9 protein-coding genes and 3 pseudogenes are annotated in these 16,990 nt (G+C 30.5%); 5 read left to right on the plus strand and 7 right to left on the minus strand.

All coding sequences use genetic code 11. The features are described 5' to 3' along the window. Nucleotide 1: 1 nt before the first annotated feature. Together P5P87_RS10220 and P5P87_RS10225 are read left to right on the plus strand one after the other, a co-directional pair. Complete coding sequence (locus tag P5P87_RS10220; protein WP_278022464.1) at nt 2–1,825, plus strand: hypothetical protein; 1,824 nt, start codon at nt 2–4, stop codon at nt 1,823–1,825. 86 nt (nt 1,826–1,911) lie between these two features. Continuing rightward, entirely contained in the window at nt 1,912–3,684 is a 1,773-nt protein-coding gene (locus tag P5P87_RS10225) for a hypothetical protein (RefSeq protein ID WP_278022465.1), read from the plus strand. Here the strand turns inward: P5P87_RS10225 and P5P87_RS10230 are convergent. From P5P87_RS10230 to P5P87_RS10240, 3 genes and pseudogenes are all read right to left on the minus strand, one after another. Then, on the minus strand, nt 3,670–4,266 hold the full coding sequence (locus tag P5P87_RS10230) for a recombinase family protein (RefSeq protein WP_278022466.1): 597 nt from the start codon (nt 4,264–4,266) through the stop codon (nt 3,670–3,672). The genes P5P87_RS10225 and P5P87_RS10230 overlap by 15 nt on opposite strands. Before the next feature lie 1,263 nt (nt 4,267–5,529). Continuing rightward, nucleotides 5,530–6,955 (minus strand): annotated as a pseudogene (locus P5P87_RS10235) (YifB family Mg chelatase-like AAA ATPase); the annotation flags it as partial. Between the two features lie 29 nt (nt 6,956–6,984). Further along, complete coding sequence (locus tag P5P87_RS10240) at nt 6,985–8,013, minus strand: Gfo/Idh/MocA family protein (RefSeq protein ID WP_278022467.1); 1,029 nt, start codon at nt 8,011–8,013, stop codon at nt 6,985–6,987. A 315-nt stretch (nt 8,014–8,328) separates the two neighbouring features. Here P5P87_RS10240 and P5P87_RS10245 point away from each other — a divergent pair, with 315 nt between their 5' ends. After that, nucleotides 8,329–9,645: an ammonium transporter gene (locus P5P87_RS10245; RefSeq protein WP_198856788.1), complete on the plus strand. Its 1,317-nt coding sequence runs from the start codon at nt 8,329–8,331 to the stop codon at nt 9,643–9,645. A gap of 348 nt (nt 9,646–9,993) precedes the next feature. Here P5P87_RS10245 and P5P87_RS10250 read toward each other — a convergent pair. The 3 genes and pseudogenes from P5P87_RS10250 to P5P87_RS10260 form a co-directional block, all read right to left on the minus strand. Beyond that, nucleotides 9,994–12,076: pseudogene (locus tag P5P87_RS10250) on the minus strand (protein-disulfide reductase DsbD family protein). Next, nucleotides 12,076–13,387: pseudogene (gene tilS, locus P5P87_RS10255) on the minus strand (tRNA lysidine(34) synthetase TilS). The pseudogenes P5P87_RS10250 and tilS overlap by 1 nt, the downstream one beginning before the upstream one ends. A 226-nt stretch (nt 13,388–13,613) precedes the next feature. Further along, nucleotides 13,614–14,876 carry an anthranilate synthase component I family protein gene (locus tag P5P87_RS10260; protein ID WP_278022468.1) on the minus strand — a complete coding sequence of 421 codons (1,263 nt, stop codon included), beginning with the start codon at nt 14,874–14,876 and terminating at the stop codon, nt 13,614–13,616. A gap of 326 nt (nt 14,877–15,202) precedes the next feature. Here P5P87_RS10260 and P5P87_RS10265 point away from each other — a divergent pair, with 326 nt between their 5' ends. After that, nucleotides 15,203–15,577: a DoxX family membrane protein gene (locus P5P87_RS10265; RefSeq protein ID WP_198856784.1), complete on the plus strand. Its 375-nt coding sequence runs from the start codon at nt 15,203–15,205 to the stop codon at nt 15,575–15,577. Between the two features lie 59 nt (nt 15,578–15,636). Here the strand turns inward: P5P87_RS10265 and P5P87_RS10270 are convergent, their stop codons facing one another. Next, nucleotides 15,637–16,179: a lipocalin family protein gene (locus tag P5P87_RS10270; RefSeq protein ID WP_278022469.1), complete on the minus strand. Its 543-nt coding sequence runs from the start codon at nt 16,177–16,179 to the stop codon at nt 15,637–15,639. A gap of 180 nt (nt 16,180–16,359) precedes the next feature. Between P5P87_RS10270 and P5P87_RS10275 the strand changes: the two genes are divergently transcribed. Then, nucleotides 16,360–16,761, plus strand: coding sequence for a hypothetical protein (locus P5P87_RS10275; RefSeq protein ID WP_278022470.1), 402 nt, complete (start codon nt 16,360–16,362; stop codon nt 16,759–16,761). Nucleotides 16,762–16,990 lie beyond the last annotated feature (229 nt).

Genomic DNA, 16,990 nt, shown 5'->3' on the forward strand with positions numbered 1-16,990 from the left:
TATGGAAAATAAAATTATAATAACGGCATCAGGAAACGAGCATATCATAATTCCTCAAGAAGTTCAAGTTGCTAATGATAGTATAATAGTGAATCAGGCTACTTCTGCTATAAGTAATTTTCTCACAAAACTTAAAATAAGTAAAATTATTTATGTTGATGATAAATGCTCAATCAATGAGCTAAAAGCGGATTTCATTGGAAAAGTAGTCACCTTAAAGGCTACAACACCAAATATTGATTTTCTTAATGACTTATGGAAGTTTCCAGACGGAGCATTCGAAAAAAAGATTAGTGAATTATGGGATTCAAAAGGAGATGAAGAGAAAAGAATGTTCTATATTGAAATACTTAAAAACGAAGAAACTTCCGAAGACCTAGAAAATTCATTAGCTCCTTTAAGTTTAAAAAAACATTTAAAAAAGAGAATTGAATTATTATCTCCCAATCAATGGGTTGAACAAAAAGATGCTTTATTAGCTACTGTTAATGATAACAATAAATTATTAATATTATTTGATATTGACTTTGGAAAGTCGCCTTTAGCAGATCAAAGAAACGGGTTGGACTTGGCACAAGAAATTTTACTTGATGATAAAGTTAATGATTTTATTTTTTGTGGTATTTTTTCTCATCTCTTCGATGTTGTTGATGAGAATGACAAAAGAAATGAGTATTGTGTTTCACATGACTTAAAGAAATCTCAGTTCTATACAATTTCTAAGAGGCGTTTTTTAAATGATGTGCATTTACCTGCATTGGCTGAGGGCATTAGAAATGCTTTATTAATTGATAAAGTTGAAGAATTTAAAAAGAGATCATTTGATATACTAAGAAAATCTTTTGATGAGTCGTTAAAAGAAATAAGTTCGTTAACCCCTGAATCATTTAATCATGCGATACAAAAATCTTCAAAGAATGAGGGGGTTTGGGAAGTTGATACTTTGTTTAGATTGTCAAATATAATTACAAAGAATAAAGCTTTGAATACTTTTTCATCAAAAAGAACAAGAGAAGAAATTTATACAATCATCAGTAGTATTAGAGAAATTGAAAATATTAAAACTGGTGGGCAAACTCCATTTGATAAATCACAGATTAAGGATATAAGGGAAAAAGAAATTTATTCTCAAGGAAAAATTATAAATACCATCCACTATCCATTAACTAATGGAGATATATTTAAAATTAAGGATGTTGAATATATTTTATTAACACAACCATGTAATTTAACTTTAAGAAAAGATGGCAGTAGAGCACGAGGTTACAACACTGGTTTTTTAGTGGAACTGGTCAAAAAAACTAGCCAAGATTATTTAGATATGTCATTTGCTCAACGCGCTATATGTGAGAGAATTGAAGATAAGAATGGAATTAATGGAATTGTCAAAATAGCTCAGTTTTCAACATTTAAAACAATAGATTTAAGTATTTTAGATTTGTGTGTATTTAATATTGATGGAGTTTCTAAAATTAAAATTTCAGAAAAAATACCTCAATCGATTATAATACCTGAATCGTGGAAAAAAAGATATAAAAATATTCATAAGTTTTTCGATAACTATACCAATGGTATTTTAGTGTATAATAAATTAAGAACTTCAAAAAAAGATGAATTAAAAAAATTGATTTTTAACTCAAGTTCATTTAGGGATTTAGAAATTGATAATAGTAAGTCATATAACAATAGGACTAAAATACTTGAATTTGATATAAAAAGAGAGTGTAACTATCGTTCTCCTTACTCAGATGATTTATTACAAAAGTTTATGCAATATCTATCTCGCAATGCTTTTGAACATGATTTTAGTAGTGATGGTCATTAATGAATCGAGTAATAATAAAATATTGTTTGAAAAAAGGTATATATTATTATTGTATACCTTTTTTTTAAAATTTAAAAAAAACTCATTTGAAAACTTTAGAAAATAATAAAAAAATCAATTTAGCAGACTATAAAAAGAGCTTATGGGATCTAGACCGTTTCAGAAAAGATTTTATTGAACATTTAATCGATAAAGGAATCTTTAAGTTTGATAATTTAGATGATATTATTTATTTTTCCTTATCATCAATCTCTCCTATCAATAAGAGACTGAAGAATACTGAAAAATCTATTGAAGAGAATGCGGGAGAAGTTTTAGATTATTTTGGATTGAAAAATCTTTTGCGTAGTTCAATTTCAAGGATAGGTAATGATGCTAGTAAAAAAGATATAATTACAAATGAAAAAAAAATCAAACAATCTTATAAGCAAAGATTTTTAGATGACATTTTGAGATTAAAAAATGCACCTAAAATAATTTATGAAAATCTTAAAATTGAAGCCGAAAAGCATCTCCTAAATATTAATTCAAATATTAAGTACTATTCTGGTTTAAAATATATAAAAGATTTTAGAGAAAAGGATAAAAGACCTTCAATGCATATTGAAAGAACATATTTAGATTATTATTTTAGATGTATAGACGAGCAACAAAAGATCATTGATTTTATTTATAAAGATGGATTAAAAAATAGAGCAATTGCAAGGTCTACTTTATTTCCAAAAATTATTCCAATTAGTTTTATCATAGGATTTAATGACTTTCCATATTATTCGTCAGACAAATATTCTAATGGCTATTTTAACCATAATTTAATTAGTAAATCTGCACATAGGTTAGATGAGTTTTCTGACTCTCACGCAGACGAGATGGAAATCCTTTATGAAAAAGACAAGAATAAGTTTTATCGTTTATATTTTAAGATTATAAATAAAGATGAAATTTTTAGAGAAATTGATTATCACCTTGATTTATTGCCATTAACGGAAGATCGAAAAGGAATTATTGAAGAGCTCAAATATTTGTATAATCGTAAAAGATGGGTTAGTTTTTACGGACTTGCGTTGTCGCAAATTGAAGGGATTTTTTCTGAAATGCTTAATTTTATTGATTCTTCTTCTGTAAGTGATAAATCGCTATTCTATAAAGTGGATACTTTAAGAGATTACTATTATTTAAGCACTTATTATTTTGATTATTTTCAATATCACATTCCTCAACTAAGAAATAGATATAGTCATGGCATATTAGATGGTGGCGAAAAAGAAGAATTGAATTCATATGATTTGTTGATTGACATCAAGTTTTTATTAAAGGTTTTTATAAAATTAGAAAGTCCATATATTAATTTAACTAATATAATTTCAAAGAGAGATTATCAAATCTCTACAATTGAAGATATAGTTATGACTTTTGAATTGATAAATGGACTAAAAGCACACCATAAAAAAGAGTTGAAAGATGAAATTGACAAGTTTTACAAAATTCAATTAATTGATAGTAAGCACTTAGAATTTATAATTTATGGTATTAGTGAGGAGTTGAATAGTAAAATTAGTTCGCTAATAGTTGCTTTTGATACTGTGTTTAAAAATAAAATTAGCATCAATAAAAATAATTATAATGAAATTCAACTCTATTTCAAAGATGATAATAATGTTGAAATTTTAAATAATGAAATGTATGTTCATGAGGATAACCTCAAAACTATTCATTTTTACAGTTTATTTTACAAAAACTACCCAAAAAAGATTACATGTATTGAGTCAGAACTTAAAGAACTCATAGATGGAGTACTTAAGCCTGAAATTAATGTGATTAATAAAATTTCTTTTTTATATACTCTATTGAGGCAATAATATTTTTCTAATTTTTACTATTGTATTGTTTGACAAATTAGTAATTGAAGCCAGCTTTCTAACAGAATAATTTTTGTCCTTAATTAATTCTAAATGTGATTCTTTATATTTGGATAAAAATTGCTGGGGTGTTTCAATAGTATTTAATTGTCTGCCTTTATAAATTCCTTTTGCTTTTGCAATTAAAATGCCTTCTCTTTGTCTTTCAATTAAAGATATTTTTTCCATTTCGGCTACATTACTTAAAACATCAGTGATAATCTTGAATATGGAATTAGGTTTGTTTTCGATCATAGAATATAAGCCGATGTTTTCTACATATACGTTTATGTTAAGATTATTTAAAGTGTTAAGTGTTGTTTGAATGTCGTAAGCATTTCTACCTAATCTATCAATTGAATGAACTATTAGTTTGCTAATTTTTTTATTTGATATATCTTTTAATAATTTTATCCCACTAGGACGTTCATTAAAGGGAATTGAACCACTGCACTTATCAATATATTGGATGTGGTTAAAGGTTGATTGTCTATCGATATTTTGTTCAGCTGTACTAACTCGAATATATTTGGCAGTTTTCATGTTTTAGATTTTTATAAATGCAAACATAAGAAATTTGTTTTCATGTATCATTTTTAGAGTGGTTTTTTTTGATACAATTAAAAATGAGTAAATATGTTTAATTCTTAATTCAAAAATGTATTACGATTAGACTATACTTTAAAATTGACAGTAACTCAAAAAAACTAAGCATCTGAATTTGAAACATAAGATATAAAACAGTAATTTATTTAAAATAGGTTCAATTATAGATTTAAGGATTACTGCCCTATCTAATTCTTGAGGTATGAAAATGGCAATATAAAAGTCGAATGATAATCTATAAGATTTTGAAATAAATGTATATTGATTTTAATACAAAGTAAATCAAATGTAAATCAAACTAATTTTCACAAATCATTTACCTAAAATTTGACCAAATATCGGGTTGCATTTTTAAATATTTCCATCAAATTTTAACCGATTTTTATAGCAAAAAAACATGTTTTGCAAACAATTGATTATCAACAATTTCCCTTTACTCCACACATAAGAAGGAAAAGAAAAAAAATGGGTATGGTATTAAGTATATATTTAGGTATTATTTAAGTGTAATTAATTAATACATATTAGAATAAAATTATTCATACTAGCAATACCTACAAAAAACATTTTTTTTTATTATCCTTTAAATTATCAAGTAATAAGCACTCAAAAAAATTCAGCTTGATTTAGTCTTTCTAATTAAAATTTACAAAACCTCAACTGATGAATTTTCTACAAGTGAACCTTACAATATAAAAACAACCTTAAACGCTTTTAGAAAGCTTCTGAGGTATTTATTTTGATTTTTGATACTTGTGCTAATTTTAAACAAAAAAACGCCTTAAAACCAGCCTAAAACTTAGCATATATAGAGTTCGTAATATTAATATCAAAAAACATATATTGAATATCGCTGAACATATTGAATTGTTGATTATTCCGATCATTTTTGGACGGAATAAACAAAACATTAATCTCATAATGGATTTTAATGACTAACCATTTAAAAAGACATTGAATGGTGTAGATTACTATTTTAGAGAAAGTAATAATAACTTACACACAAATGATTCATCATTCATTGTTAACTATAAGTCTAGGTAATTAAGTAAATCGTTAGCCGATTAATTTAAAGGTGTGTATTTGACTACACACCTTTTTTTTAAAATACATAATCAATTCTGTATAAAGCAGTTTAAACTTTTATTACTATTAAATCAAATATTAAAAAATCTGCTATATGTAATTAAGTTTATTATTCAAAATTCTATCATAAGCCCTCGCGGAAAGATTCAATCGTTCCATTGCAGTTTTTAGCAGTTCTTTTGAAGGTTCGTCTAAAACACAAAATTCTCGAATGAGTTTACTGCTCATTTGCGCATTGTAATGAACATTTTCTACCGTTTCAAATCGTTTGGTCTGAATTTCTCTAGCTGCTGTAACTCGTTTGCGAATTTCTACACTGCTTTCTGCTTTTCTTTCATCAGCCAATTTCTCAAAAGGAACAGGAGTAACTTCTATATGAATATCAATTCGATCCAATAATGGTCCAGAAATTTTACTCATATAACGTTGCATTTCCTGTGGAGAAGAAGTATTTGGCACGCTCGGATCGTTAAAGAATCCGCTTGGACTTGGATTCATACTTGCTACCAGCATAAAAGACGAAGGATAAGTAATGGTAAACTTAGCTCTCGAAATAGTTACTTCGCGATCTTCTAACGGCTGACGCATCACTTCTAAAACATCACGTTTAAATTCTGGCAATTCATCTAAAAACAAAACACCATTATGCGCCATCGAAATTTCCCCAGGCTGAGGATAGCTTCCGCCACCAACCAAAGCAACATTAGAAATAGTATGATGTGGACTTCTAAATGGTCTCTGATTCATTAATCCGACTTCCTTTAACTTTCCTGCAACACTATGAATTTTAGTGGTTTCTAAGGCTTCACGCAAAGTCATTGGTGGTAAAATACTCGGAACACGTTTTGCTAACATTGTTTTTCCTGCTCCTGGCGGACCAATTAAAATGATATTATGTCCGCCCGCCGCCGCAATTTCCATACAGCGTTTAATGCTTTCTTGCCCACGCACGTCTGAAAAATCATGCTCGGGAAAATCTAATGTTTTATAAAATTCTGCTCTTGTATCAATAACTGTTGGCTCTAGCGTTCCTTTTCCTTTAAAAAAATCAATTATTTCCTGAAGATTGGAAACTCCATACACATCTAAACCTGCTACAATTGCGCCTTCTTTTACATTTTGAATCGGAAGAAAAAAACCTTTATAGCCTTCTTCTTTCGCTTTTATAGCAATTGGCAATGCTCCGCGAATAGGCTGCAAACTCCCATCGAGAGAAAGTTCTCCCATAATAATATATCGCTCTATTTCTGGAGCTTTAATCTGGTCTGAACCGACTAAAATTCCCATTGCCAAAGTTAGATCATAAGAAGAACCTTCTTTTCTAAGATCAGCAGGTGCCATATTGATTGTGATTTTCTTTCCTGGAAGACTGTAACCATTATTTTTAAGAGCAGCAGACGATTCTATAACTGCTCTCTTTTATGGCATTATCTGGAAGCCCAACCAAATGATAGCCAATTCCTTTATCCATATGAACCTCAACTGTAATTGTTGTGGCCTCGACTCCAAAAACGGCACTTCCGTAAACTTTTACTAACATAATTATCTATTCATTAATTGTTTTTAAAACTAATGAAAAATAATTAATTGTAAATATTTTATTACAAAAAAATAATTTAATTCTAAAAAGGCTGACATAATTTGATTTTTAATCACTTCCACAATACTACTCAACTCCAAACAATTCTGATGTGACCACAATTTGCTCTCAATTTCATTATTCAAAATACAATTTTGGCATTCGATAATTTCATGAGAATATCCTTTTCCTAAAATTGGTAAAGTAAAAGTTGCTTCTTTTTCTTCATTTTTAAATAGAGAATAACCATCGGCAACAAACCATGGCGCATTCAACTCTATTCTTCCTTCTGTTCCAGAAATCACAGCTTTCATATCAGATTCTGAAACTATAGAAGCATGTAAAACTGATTGCCCTGATTCGTATTGCAAAATCATTGAAGTCTGCAAATCAATATCGTTTTTATGTTTAACTGCTTTCGCCAAAATCTCTTTCGGATTCCCTAATATTATATAGGAGAGAAATAAAGGATAAACGCCAATATCAAATAATGCCCCACCTCCTAGTTCTTTATCAAAAAGTCTTTTGTTTTCTTTTTCACTTCCATGAAAGGCAAAATCGGCTTTTATATAATTTACTTTACCGATTGCTCCTTTATTGATTTTTTGCAAAACATCTTGAACTGATGGAATAAATCGAGTCCAAAAAGCTTCCATAAAAAACGTATTGTGCTTTTTGGAAGCTTCAATCATTCTTTCGGCATCTTTGTAAGATAGCGCCATTGGCTTTTCGCATAAAACATGTTTTCCTTTCTCTAACGCTTTTATGGATAATTCGGCATGCGAATTATGAGGAGTTGCGATATACACAATCTCAACTTCTGGATCTTCAAAAAGCAAATCATAAGAATTATACATTCTTAATGCATTGAATTTTCCGCCAAATTCCTCTGCTTTAGAAAAATCTCTAGAAGCAACTGCTGTCAGTTCAGCATTTTCAATCAATAATAAATCTGATGCAAACTGACTTGCAATATTTCCCAATCCTACTATTCCCCACTTAATACTTCTATTTTTCATCCTTAAATTATAATCATCAAAATTGTTAAAATGATTCAAAAAAATCCTTTACAACCAACTATAGACGTTTTTTAAACAACAAATATCTATTATCCTACAAAAAATAGCAATCAATTACCCCAAAAATTATCAAAATTGAGGGTAAGTGAAAAAAAAATGTTGTCAAATTGTAAATTTTAAGTTTGTTTTAAGAAATTCACGCAAAATGATAGGGGTTAAATTTTAAATTTAACAAAAATTAAACATGTAACCCTATTTTTTTAGGGGGTATTAAATGATTTTATACTTTTATAAAAAATTTAAAACTAAATAACTATGCGAAAAATTATTTTAAGTGTGATTCTTATCACGATTTTGGTACTAACCTTTATTTCAAATTTTATTATTGCAGACAACCCAATTCCTGCAGAAGCTGTAAAATTTGATACTGGAGATACTGCCTGGATGATCGTTGCAACTGCTTTTGTATTGTTAATGACACCTGGATTAGGATTTTTCTACGGAGGTATGGTAGGTAAGAAAAACGTAATTAGTACTATGCTTCAAAGTTTTATGGCAATGGTAATTGTTACTATTCTATGGACAGTTGTTGCTTTTGGATTGGCTTTTGGACCAACAATTGGTGGAATTATAGGAAACCCATCTCAGAATTTATTCTTTGCAGGAGTTGGAACTAACACAGCTTGGAGTCTTGCACCAACAATTCCATTTATTTTATTCGCATTATTTCAGGCAAAATTCGCCATCATTACTCCTGCATTAATTACAGGTGCTTTTGCAGAACGTATTCGTTTCTGGGCTTATCTGTTATTCATGGTTTTATTCATTATCTTAATATATGCTCCTCTTGCTCATATGACATGGCACCCTGATGGAGTTTTCTTCAAAATGGGAGTTCTGGACTTCGCCGGAGGAACAGTAGTGCATATGAGCGCTGGATGGGCTGCTTTGGCTGGAGCTATGTTCTTAGGAAAAAGAAAAGTTCAAAAAGTTAATCCTGCTAGAATTACTTATGTATTATTAGGAACAGGTTTACTTTGGTTCGGATGGTTTGGTTTTAACGCTGGATCTGCTTTAGGAGCAAATGGTCTTGCTGCTCAAGCTTTAGGAACAACAACTGTTGCTGCCGCTGCCGCTGCTATGGCTTGGGTTTTCCTTGATAAAATTTTAGGACATAAATTATCTGCTCTAGGAGCTTGTATCGGAGCTGTTGTTGGTCTTGTTGCTATTACACCTGCTGCTGGTTTCGTAAGTATTCCTCACGCAATCTTCATTGGTTTATTCTCTGCAATTGTAAGTAATATCGTAGTAAGCAAATTCCCTAAAGGAAAAATCGATGATGCTCTTGATGTATTTGCTTGTCACGGTGTTGGTGGTATGGTAGGTATGCTTTTAACTGGAGTTTTCGCTTCAAAAGCAGTTAATCCTGCAGTTGGAGATAATCAAGGTTTAATCTTCGGAACTCCAACATTGTTCATTAACCAATTAACTGCTTTAGTGATTGTTTCAATCTTTGCCTTTGTAGCTTCTTACGCTTTATTCTTCATTGTAAACAAAATTACTCCTCTAAGAGTTACTGAAGAAAAAGAAGAACTAGGATTAGACATCTCTCAACACGGAGAATTCTTATAAAAATAAATTCCCTTTCTCACATTACTTGATAAATAAAAAAGCACTCTAAATTTGACTTAGAGTGCTTTTTGCTTTTTGAATTAAAATCAAACCTTTTTATTTTTATATATTACTTTTTTTTTGATTAAAACGAAAGAGAGACAATGAACGAGAAAAAATAAACGAGACATAATATGCATAAAAAGATAATTATTAACCAAGATCTAAAAATCTCAGACTTTGTAATCGATTCATCATCTCCTTTTTCTCGACGTGTCTTTACATTATCTTTACTAGCTAAATACCATAAAAACGCAACTAACGCAAATGCTCCACTTATTATTAAATCTAAAAAAATAGAAAACTTCATTATTTAAAATTAGCAATTCCTTCTTTTAGCCATTCTAAATATTCGTCAGCGTTTACGTAGCTAATTGTCGGTTTAGAAGTATTCATATTTTTTCCTTCCAAATCTGTAATAACATATAAAGGCTGTGTATTGGTTTTATATTTTGAGATCATAAAATCTGTCCATTTATCTCCAACTGTAATAATTTTATCTCCAGCGGCAGTTGTAAATTGCTCTTCTTTTGGCAATTCACGTTTATCATCAACATAAAGAGAAATTAAAACCACATCATTTTTTAGAATTGGTAAAATTGCAGGTTCAGACCAAACGTTATTTTCCATTTTTCTACAGTTTACACAAGCGTACCCTGTAAAATCTAACATGATTGGTTTGTTGATTTGCTTTGCATAAGCTAAACCATCTTCGTAATCGTGGAAAACCATAATTCCGTGCGGACCTAATTCTGCTCCTTCAGGCAAACCTTTTCCTGCTTCTGAAGAAACTGCTCCATTTCCTGATCCTCCAACTCCAAACGGACTTTCACTATATTGCGGAGGAGGCGGGAATGCACTAATTAACTTTAAAGGTGCTCCCCAAAGTCCAGGAATTAAATACATTGTAAATACTAAAGTTAGTAATCCTAAATACAATCGTCCAACAGAAATATGGTGTGTTGGACTATCATGAGGCAATGTAATTTTTCCGAATAAATATAAGGTCAAAGCTCCAAAAATAGCAATCCAGATTGCGATGAAAACTTCTCTTTCTAAGAAATGTAATTGTAAAACCAAATCTGCATTTGATAAGAATTTAAATGCTAATGCTAATTCTAAAAACCCTAAAACAACTTTTACCGTATTTAACCATCCTCCAGATTTTGGTAACGAATTTAACCAACCTGGGAACATGGCAAATAACATAAACGGAAGTGCTAATGCCAATGAAAAACCTAACATTCCAACAATTGGAGCAATTCCTCCGTTTGATGCCGCTTCAACTAATAAAGTTCCAACAATTGGCCCTGTACAAGAAAATGACACAATTGCCAAAGCCAGAGCCATAAATAATATTCCGATTAAACCGCCTTTATCAGCTTGTTGATCTGCTTTGTTTGCCCATGAATTAGGAAGCATGATTTCGAAAGCTCCCAAAAATGAAGTAGCAAAAATGATTAAGATAACGAAGAAAATCAAGTTAAACCAAACATCTGTAGACAAAGCGTTTAAGGCATCTGCACCAAATATTTTAGTTACAATAAGACCTAAAATTACATAAATAGCAATAATAGAAAATCCGTAGATAATCGCATTTCTAATTCCTTTTGCACGGCTTTTACTTTGTTTAGTAAAGAAACTCACTGTCATCGGGATCATCGGGAAAACGCAAGGGGTCAACAATGCCGCAAATCCTGATAAAAAAGCAATGAAAAAGATTGAAAACAAACTTCTTGCAGGCGCTGGCGCAGGAATTTCTTCTTCAGCGAGCTTCTGCTGTCTTTTCAACTTTTGGCTGAACTGTTTCTTCTTTTTTAACAGTATCAATAGCCAATCCAACCACTTTGGTTTCATCAGCTTTAGCTTCAGTTACAACTGGAATTTCATCTATTTTAAAAGTCGAAGGCACTGCAATCGAGAATTTCTTGTTCGAATTGATACATACTTCTTTACAAACCTGAAAATCAAAATCTACATCGACCGTTTTTAAGTTCGGGTTTGTGATTTTTATTTCTTGCTCAATGTGTGCTTTCCCTTCAAAGAAAGTTTCATCTACACCAAAAACATCATTATAAGCTGTTCTGGTTTTACCTTCTTTAGCTTTTCCAACTAGTTCGTAATTTCCTTTTTGATTTTTAAAAGTTATTTCTAATGCCAAAGGTCCGCCGTCTGGAGTAAATTGCGAATACATATGCCAGTCTTTTTCGATTGTTCCATCAAAAATTAAAACTGCATTGTTTCCTTTTTTCTCAATTTTAGAAGTCCATTTTACGGGTTCTAATATTTGTGCATTACCTTTTGCAAAAGCAAAGAAAAACACGAACAGTAAAATGGTTTTAGTCCAAATATTTTTTGACAAATTTGTCTGAAGATTTCGAGTAAAGTTCATTATTGTAATTCTATTTTTAGTATTTGATTTGTGGTTTTCTCTATTTTAAAACGTTCGTCCTGTCTTATTCCAACAACCCAGACGATTTCATTTTCAGAACATAAAATCCAAGTTTTTTCTTTTTCAATTAATGATAATTTTTCGTCTTTAAAAAGCTTGCTAACTTTTTTAGATTTTCCTCTCATTCCAAAAGGCTGAAAAACATCTCCTTCTTTCCATTTACGTAAAATCAAAGGAAAGCGGATTTTATCGGAATCGACAAATATAACCTTATTTGAACCGAATGTTGTGTGACCAACGTTACAAAGACTCATTTTTAAGGGAAAATTAACTTCTGTCTCGTTTTCGCCAATTTCATATTCGCTTTCTTCTGGCATTTCAGAAAATGGACTTAAGATGAGCGTTTCTCTATTTTTTAGCAATCTAAATTCCTCCGAAAGAACTTGTTTTCCTGATTGTCCTTCAACTAAATCATAAATATCATTCCATGCTGTAAAACCAAATTCATTAAGCCATTGATACAGATACGATTTATAATTCGGAAGTTTTTTTAGCTGATTTAAATCGAAATGAATGTCATCACCTGCTTCTTTTGCAACTTGTTGATAAATCATGATCGACGCATCTTCAACCATTTCTTTTGACTCTTGAAGAAATGACTGTGTCTTCTGAAAAGCATCTAAGAAATTAGGATTAATTTCTTTTAAAATCGGAACCAAATTATGACGGATTTTATTTCGCAAATATTTAGTAGAAGCATTACTGCTGTCTTCACGCCATTCTATCTTATTCTCTTCTGCATATTTCAAAATTTCTTCTCTAGAAAAAGGCAGAAGCGGACGAATAATTTTATCGTTTTGTTCTGGAATTCCAGTTAAACCTTCTAATCCTGTTCCGCGAGTTAAATTGATAATAAAAGTTTCCAAATTATCATCGGCATGATGTGCTGTGAGAATATAATCGAAGTTTTCTTTTTCCAAAAGTTCATAAAACCAACTGTAGCGAAGTTCTCTTGCGAGCAACTTGAGTTGATAATTTATAATCTTTCGCAAAAGCTTCAGTATCAAAATGAGTGGTAAAAATCGAGATATTATTCTGATCGCAATAGTTTTGAATAAATTCCTGATCTCCAAAACTTTCCAATCCGCGAAGTTGAAAATTGCAATGTAAAACAGCAATCTCAAAAGGCATTTTACTTAATAAATGTAATAAAACCATACTGTCTAACCCGCCACTCACAGCCAAAAAAAGCTTTTTCTGTGCTAAAAAGGGAAACCTTGAAACGATATGATTTTGAAATTTTGAAAACATCTGATAAAAGTAAAAAATTAAATTCGATCTATTTTTAAACGAAATGTTAAGCGAATATATTTTTGCTACGAATTCCACGAATTCCACAAATTTTTTTTTGCTAAATTCTATAAAATAGCCACAGATTAAAAGGATTAAAATGATTAAAAAATCTGTGCGAATCTTTTTAATCTGTGGCAAAAAAAAATAATTCGTGCAAATTTGTGCAATTGGTGGCGAATAAAAATTACTGCAAAACTTCGTGCATTGCTTTTGCCTTTAGCAAACATTCTTCGTATTCTTTTTCTGGAACTGAAAGCGATGTTATGGCGCTTCCAACCGAAAATGAAACATATTTATTTTCTTGATTGTATAAAATACTTCTGATTACAACATTAAAATCAAAATCGCCAACAGGTGTAAAATAGCCAACTGCGCCACTGTATAATCCTCTTTTGGTTTCTTCTAGATTCTCCACAATTTCCATTACAGAAATCTTTGGCGCACCTGTCATACTTCCCATCGGAAAGGTTGTTTTTAAGACGTCTACCGGAGAATATTGCAAATCTAATCTTGAAGTAATTGTAGAAATCATTTGGTGCACTTGCAGAAAAGAATAGATTCCGCAGAGTTCTTCAACCACAACCGAACCTTTTTGTGCTGTATGCGATAAATCATTTCGAACCAAATCAGTTATCATGATATTTTCTGCTCGTTCTTTGGCATCTGAAACTAAAATATTTTTCGACTTTTCATCTTCAATTGGATCAGAAAAACGTTTAGAAGTTCCTTTTATTGGCTGAGAAATGATCTTATCTCCTTCTTTTTTTAAATAGCGTTCTGGCGATGCAGAAAGCAGATAGTTTTTATAGTTTTTAAAGAAAACCGAAAAAGGCGGTTGTGAAATCTCATTAAGCTTCTGAAATTTTTCTAACGGATTAATAACTGCATTTTCAGCATAAAATTCCATGCAGAAATTCGCTTCATACATATCTCCAACATGTATATGTTCCAGCATTTTATTCACTTTCTGAACATATAATTCTTTAGAAATACGTTGTTGAATATTTAGCTTTTCCTTACTTTCAACTTTCGACTTTCGACTTTCGACTATTTCATTAAAATCCTCTTCAAGTTCGTCATCGCAAAACATTAAATATTGTATTTCAAGTTCATTTCCTCTCAGAATAAAAATCTTTTTAGGCTGAAAGAAAAACAAATCAGGAAAATGCAAACCATCAAAATTGCTCGATTGAAGTTTTTCGACATCATTCTTTAAATCATAAGAAAGGTATCCAAAAAGCCAGTCTTTTGTATTTTGCTGATATTGTTTTAAATCTTCAAAAGCATTGTAATAATCTGTTTGTAAAGAAGTAAATGCATCTACTGCCAATATGCAGTCAAAATTGGAATACTGCTGCGGATAAGAATTGCTGTCTAAAAAAACGACTTCGCGAAATTGCTGCGCCCAACTTAAAAGCTCGCTCTTTAAACAGTTTTGGATTAGCAATATTTTTATGAATGGAAACTCTCAAAAATGGTAATTTTAAAGGTCAAAATTACGACAAAATTCTGTCATTAGCGGAAAGCGAAAAAAATAATCTAACGATTTGAATTACATTACAAAACTGTTAAGAAGACATTTATTTTATAAGAAAAAATTCGTTATATTTGATATACAATTAGATTAATCCCAAAACAGCCCTAATTTGATTGTAAAATCCTTAAAAAAGAATCTCAAAAAAAAATAATCTGCGATTCTATTTTGAGCTTTTAGACTGCATCTTTTCCAATGACTTAATTATATTTTTTAACCCTAAAAAAATCCTAAGTATTATGAAAATTGCCACAATTATTGTCCGTGTTTTAATTGGCCTTTTGTTGCTTTTTGCCTCTATCAGTTATTTTTTCCATCTAATGCCTGAGCCAGAAACTACAGGAGATTTTAAAGCCTTTAATGTTGGTTTAATGGCTTCTACGTATTTAATGCCTCTAGCAAAATCTATCGAATTACTATGCGGAATTGCATTTGTAACTGGGCGTTATGTAACTTTAGCAAACATTTTGATCTTACCAATTACGGTAAATATTTTGTTTATCAATTATTTCCTAACACCTAACGGTCTGCCAATTGCAGCGCTACTTTTTCTAGGAAATTTATTTTTGATTTACAGATACTGGGATAATTATAAAAGTGTTTTTACTGCGTAAATCATTTTTAAATAAAAACAAAAAAGCCTGTCAAATTTTATCCGACAGGCTTTTTTGTTTTAATTCATCTTATCGTGTTTCACCCAAACTAAATCGGTTACTTTATATCCAATTTCCTGAGCTTTGATAAGAAAATCTGCTTTGATACTTTCAGGAATTGTTTTTTCTCTAGAAAGTATCCACATGTATTTTAAACTTTCTCCAGCCACAAGCGCGTATTTATAATCTGTATCGATTGCTACGACATTGTAACCAGAATAAAAAGGACCAAAAAATGAGACTTTCAGCATACCAATATTGTCCTTTTTGACAAATTTAGCTTTCCCGACACTTCGTTCCCATTTGTCTTTTTTGACATCATAGCCCTTATTATCGACTTTTATTGTATTATCCTCGTTTAAAGAATATTCGGCAGTTACATTGTTCAAATCTCTTTCCCATTTGTAATCTAATCTGGCAATTTCATACCATTTTCCGAGATATTTTTTGCTGTCAAAGTTTGTTACAGCTTTTGCATTTTTTGGAATTCCGCCTCCACAAGAGTACAATGCGATTCCTATTCCTGCTCCAATTAGAATTGGAGCGATATATTTACTTTTCATAGCACTATCTTTTTAATAATCATAAAGATAGTTCCATAAATACACATCTAATTTACAAAATTTTTGTTCAAGTTTACATTTTTAAGAAGCAAAAAAAGCAACAGGATTCGAAATTTTTAAAAAGATCCCGTTACATGAGCTACAAAGCATTAAATTTGAACGACAATCAATAACACAAAAATGAGAATCCATTTATTACTATTTTTTATTTTATTTTCTTTTACCTGCCAATCTCAAACTATACAAACAGTAGATTCTTTAAATAACGAAATATGCAAGTCATTAATTCAAAATAGAATTTTAAACGATGAGATAAGACTTAATAGCATTAACAAATCTCATGTAATGCCTTTTTTGGCAAAATTTAAAGATACGATAGCGCAACGGGAAGCCTTTGAAAAAATGATCTATCGCCTGCAAAAAAACTGTAATGAATTTAATGCAATTTTCCCTAAAGACTCTACACAAAATGGATGGGGAATGCAAAATGAAAAACCTTTGGATCACATTTCAAAAGAACAATGCAATAGTTTTGACGAATGTAAAAAATTCTATTATTGGGAGGAAAGAGAAAAAAAGTAGAAGTTACTATAAATGGAAATTTTTGGATAGAAAAATTTAGCGACAACACGTTTTCTAAACTTTTCTATAAAAAAAGAGGCAATTGTGAATTTGAACTTGAATTTATTGAAAGTAACAATTTGTCACGAAAAAACCTAAGTGTAAAGGGCGATAAATATCGATATAAAATTTATGATGAAGCAAAAAACGTTTACAGTGTTTATTCCAAAAACAAAGAAACTTATTATAC

This window comes from Flavobacterium ginsengisoli, from assembly GCF_029625315.1.
Classification (GTDB): domain Bacteria; phylum Bacteroidota; class Bacteroidia; order Flavobacteriales; family Flavobacteriaceae; genus Flavobacterium; species Flavobacterium ginsengisoli.

What these genes read in the sequence shown, in the direction of transcription:
- P5P87_RS10275 (WP_278022470.1), top strand. Translation starts at nt 16,360, where the DNA reads ATGAGAATCCATTTATTACTATTTTTTATTTTATTTTCTTTTACCTGC.
- P5P87_RS10270 (WP_278022469.1), bottom strand. Translation starts at nt 16,179, where the DNA reads ATGAAAAGTAAATATATCGCTCCAATTCTAATTGGAGCAGGAATAGGA.
- P5P87_RS10245 (WP_198856788.1), top strand. Translation starts at nt 8,329, where the DNA reads ATGCGAAAAATTATTTTAAGTGTGATTCTTATCACGATTTTGGTACTA.
- P5P87_RS10265 (WP_198856784.1), top strand. Translation starts at nt 15,203, where the DNA reads ATGAAAATTGCCACAATTATTGTCCGTGTTTTAATTGGCCTTTTGTTG.
- P5P87_RS10230 (WP_278022466.1), bottom strand. Translation starts at nt 4,266, where the DNA reads ATGAAAACTGCCAAATATATTCGAGTTAGTACAGCTGAACAAAATATC.
- P5P87_RS10240 (WP_278022467.1), bottom strand. Translation starts at nt 8,013, where the DNA reads ATGAAAAATAGAAGTATTAAGTGGGGAATAGTAGGATTGGGAAATATT.
- P5P87_RS10220 (WP_278022464.1), top strand. Translation starts at nt 2, where the DNA reads ATGGAAAATAAAATTATAATAACGGCATCAGGAAACGAGCATATCATA.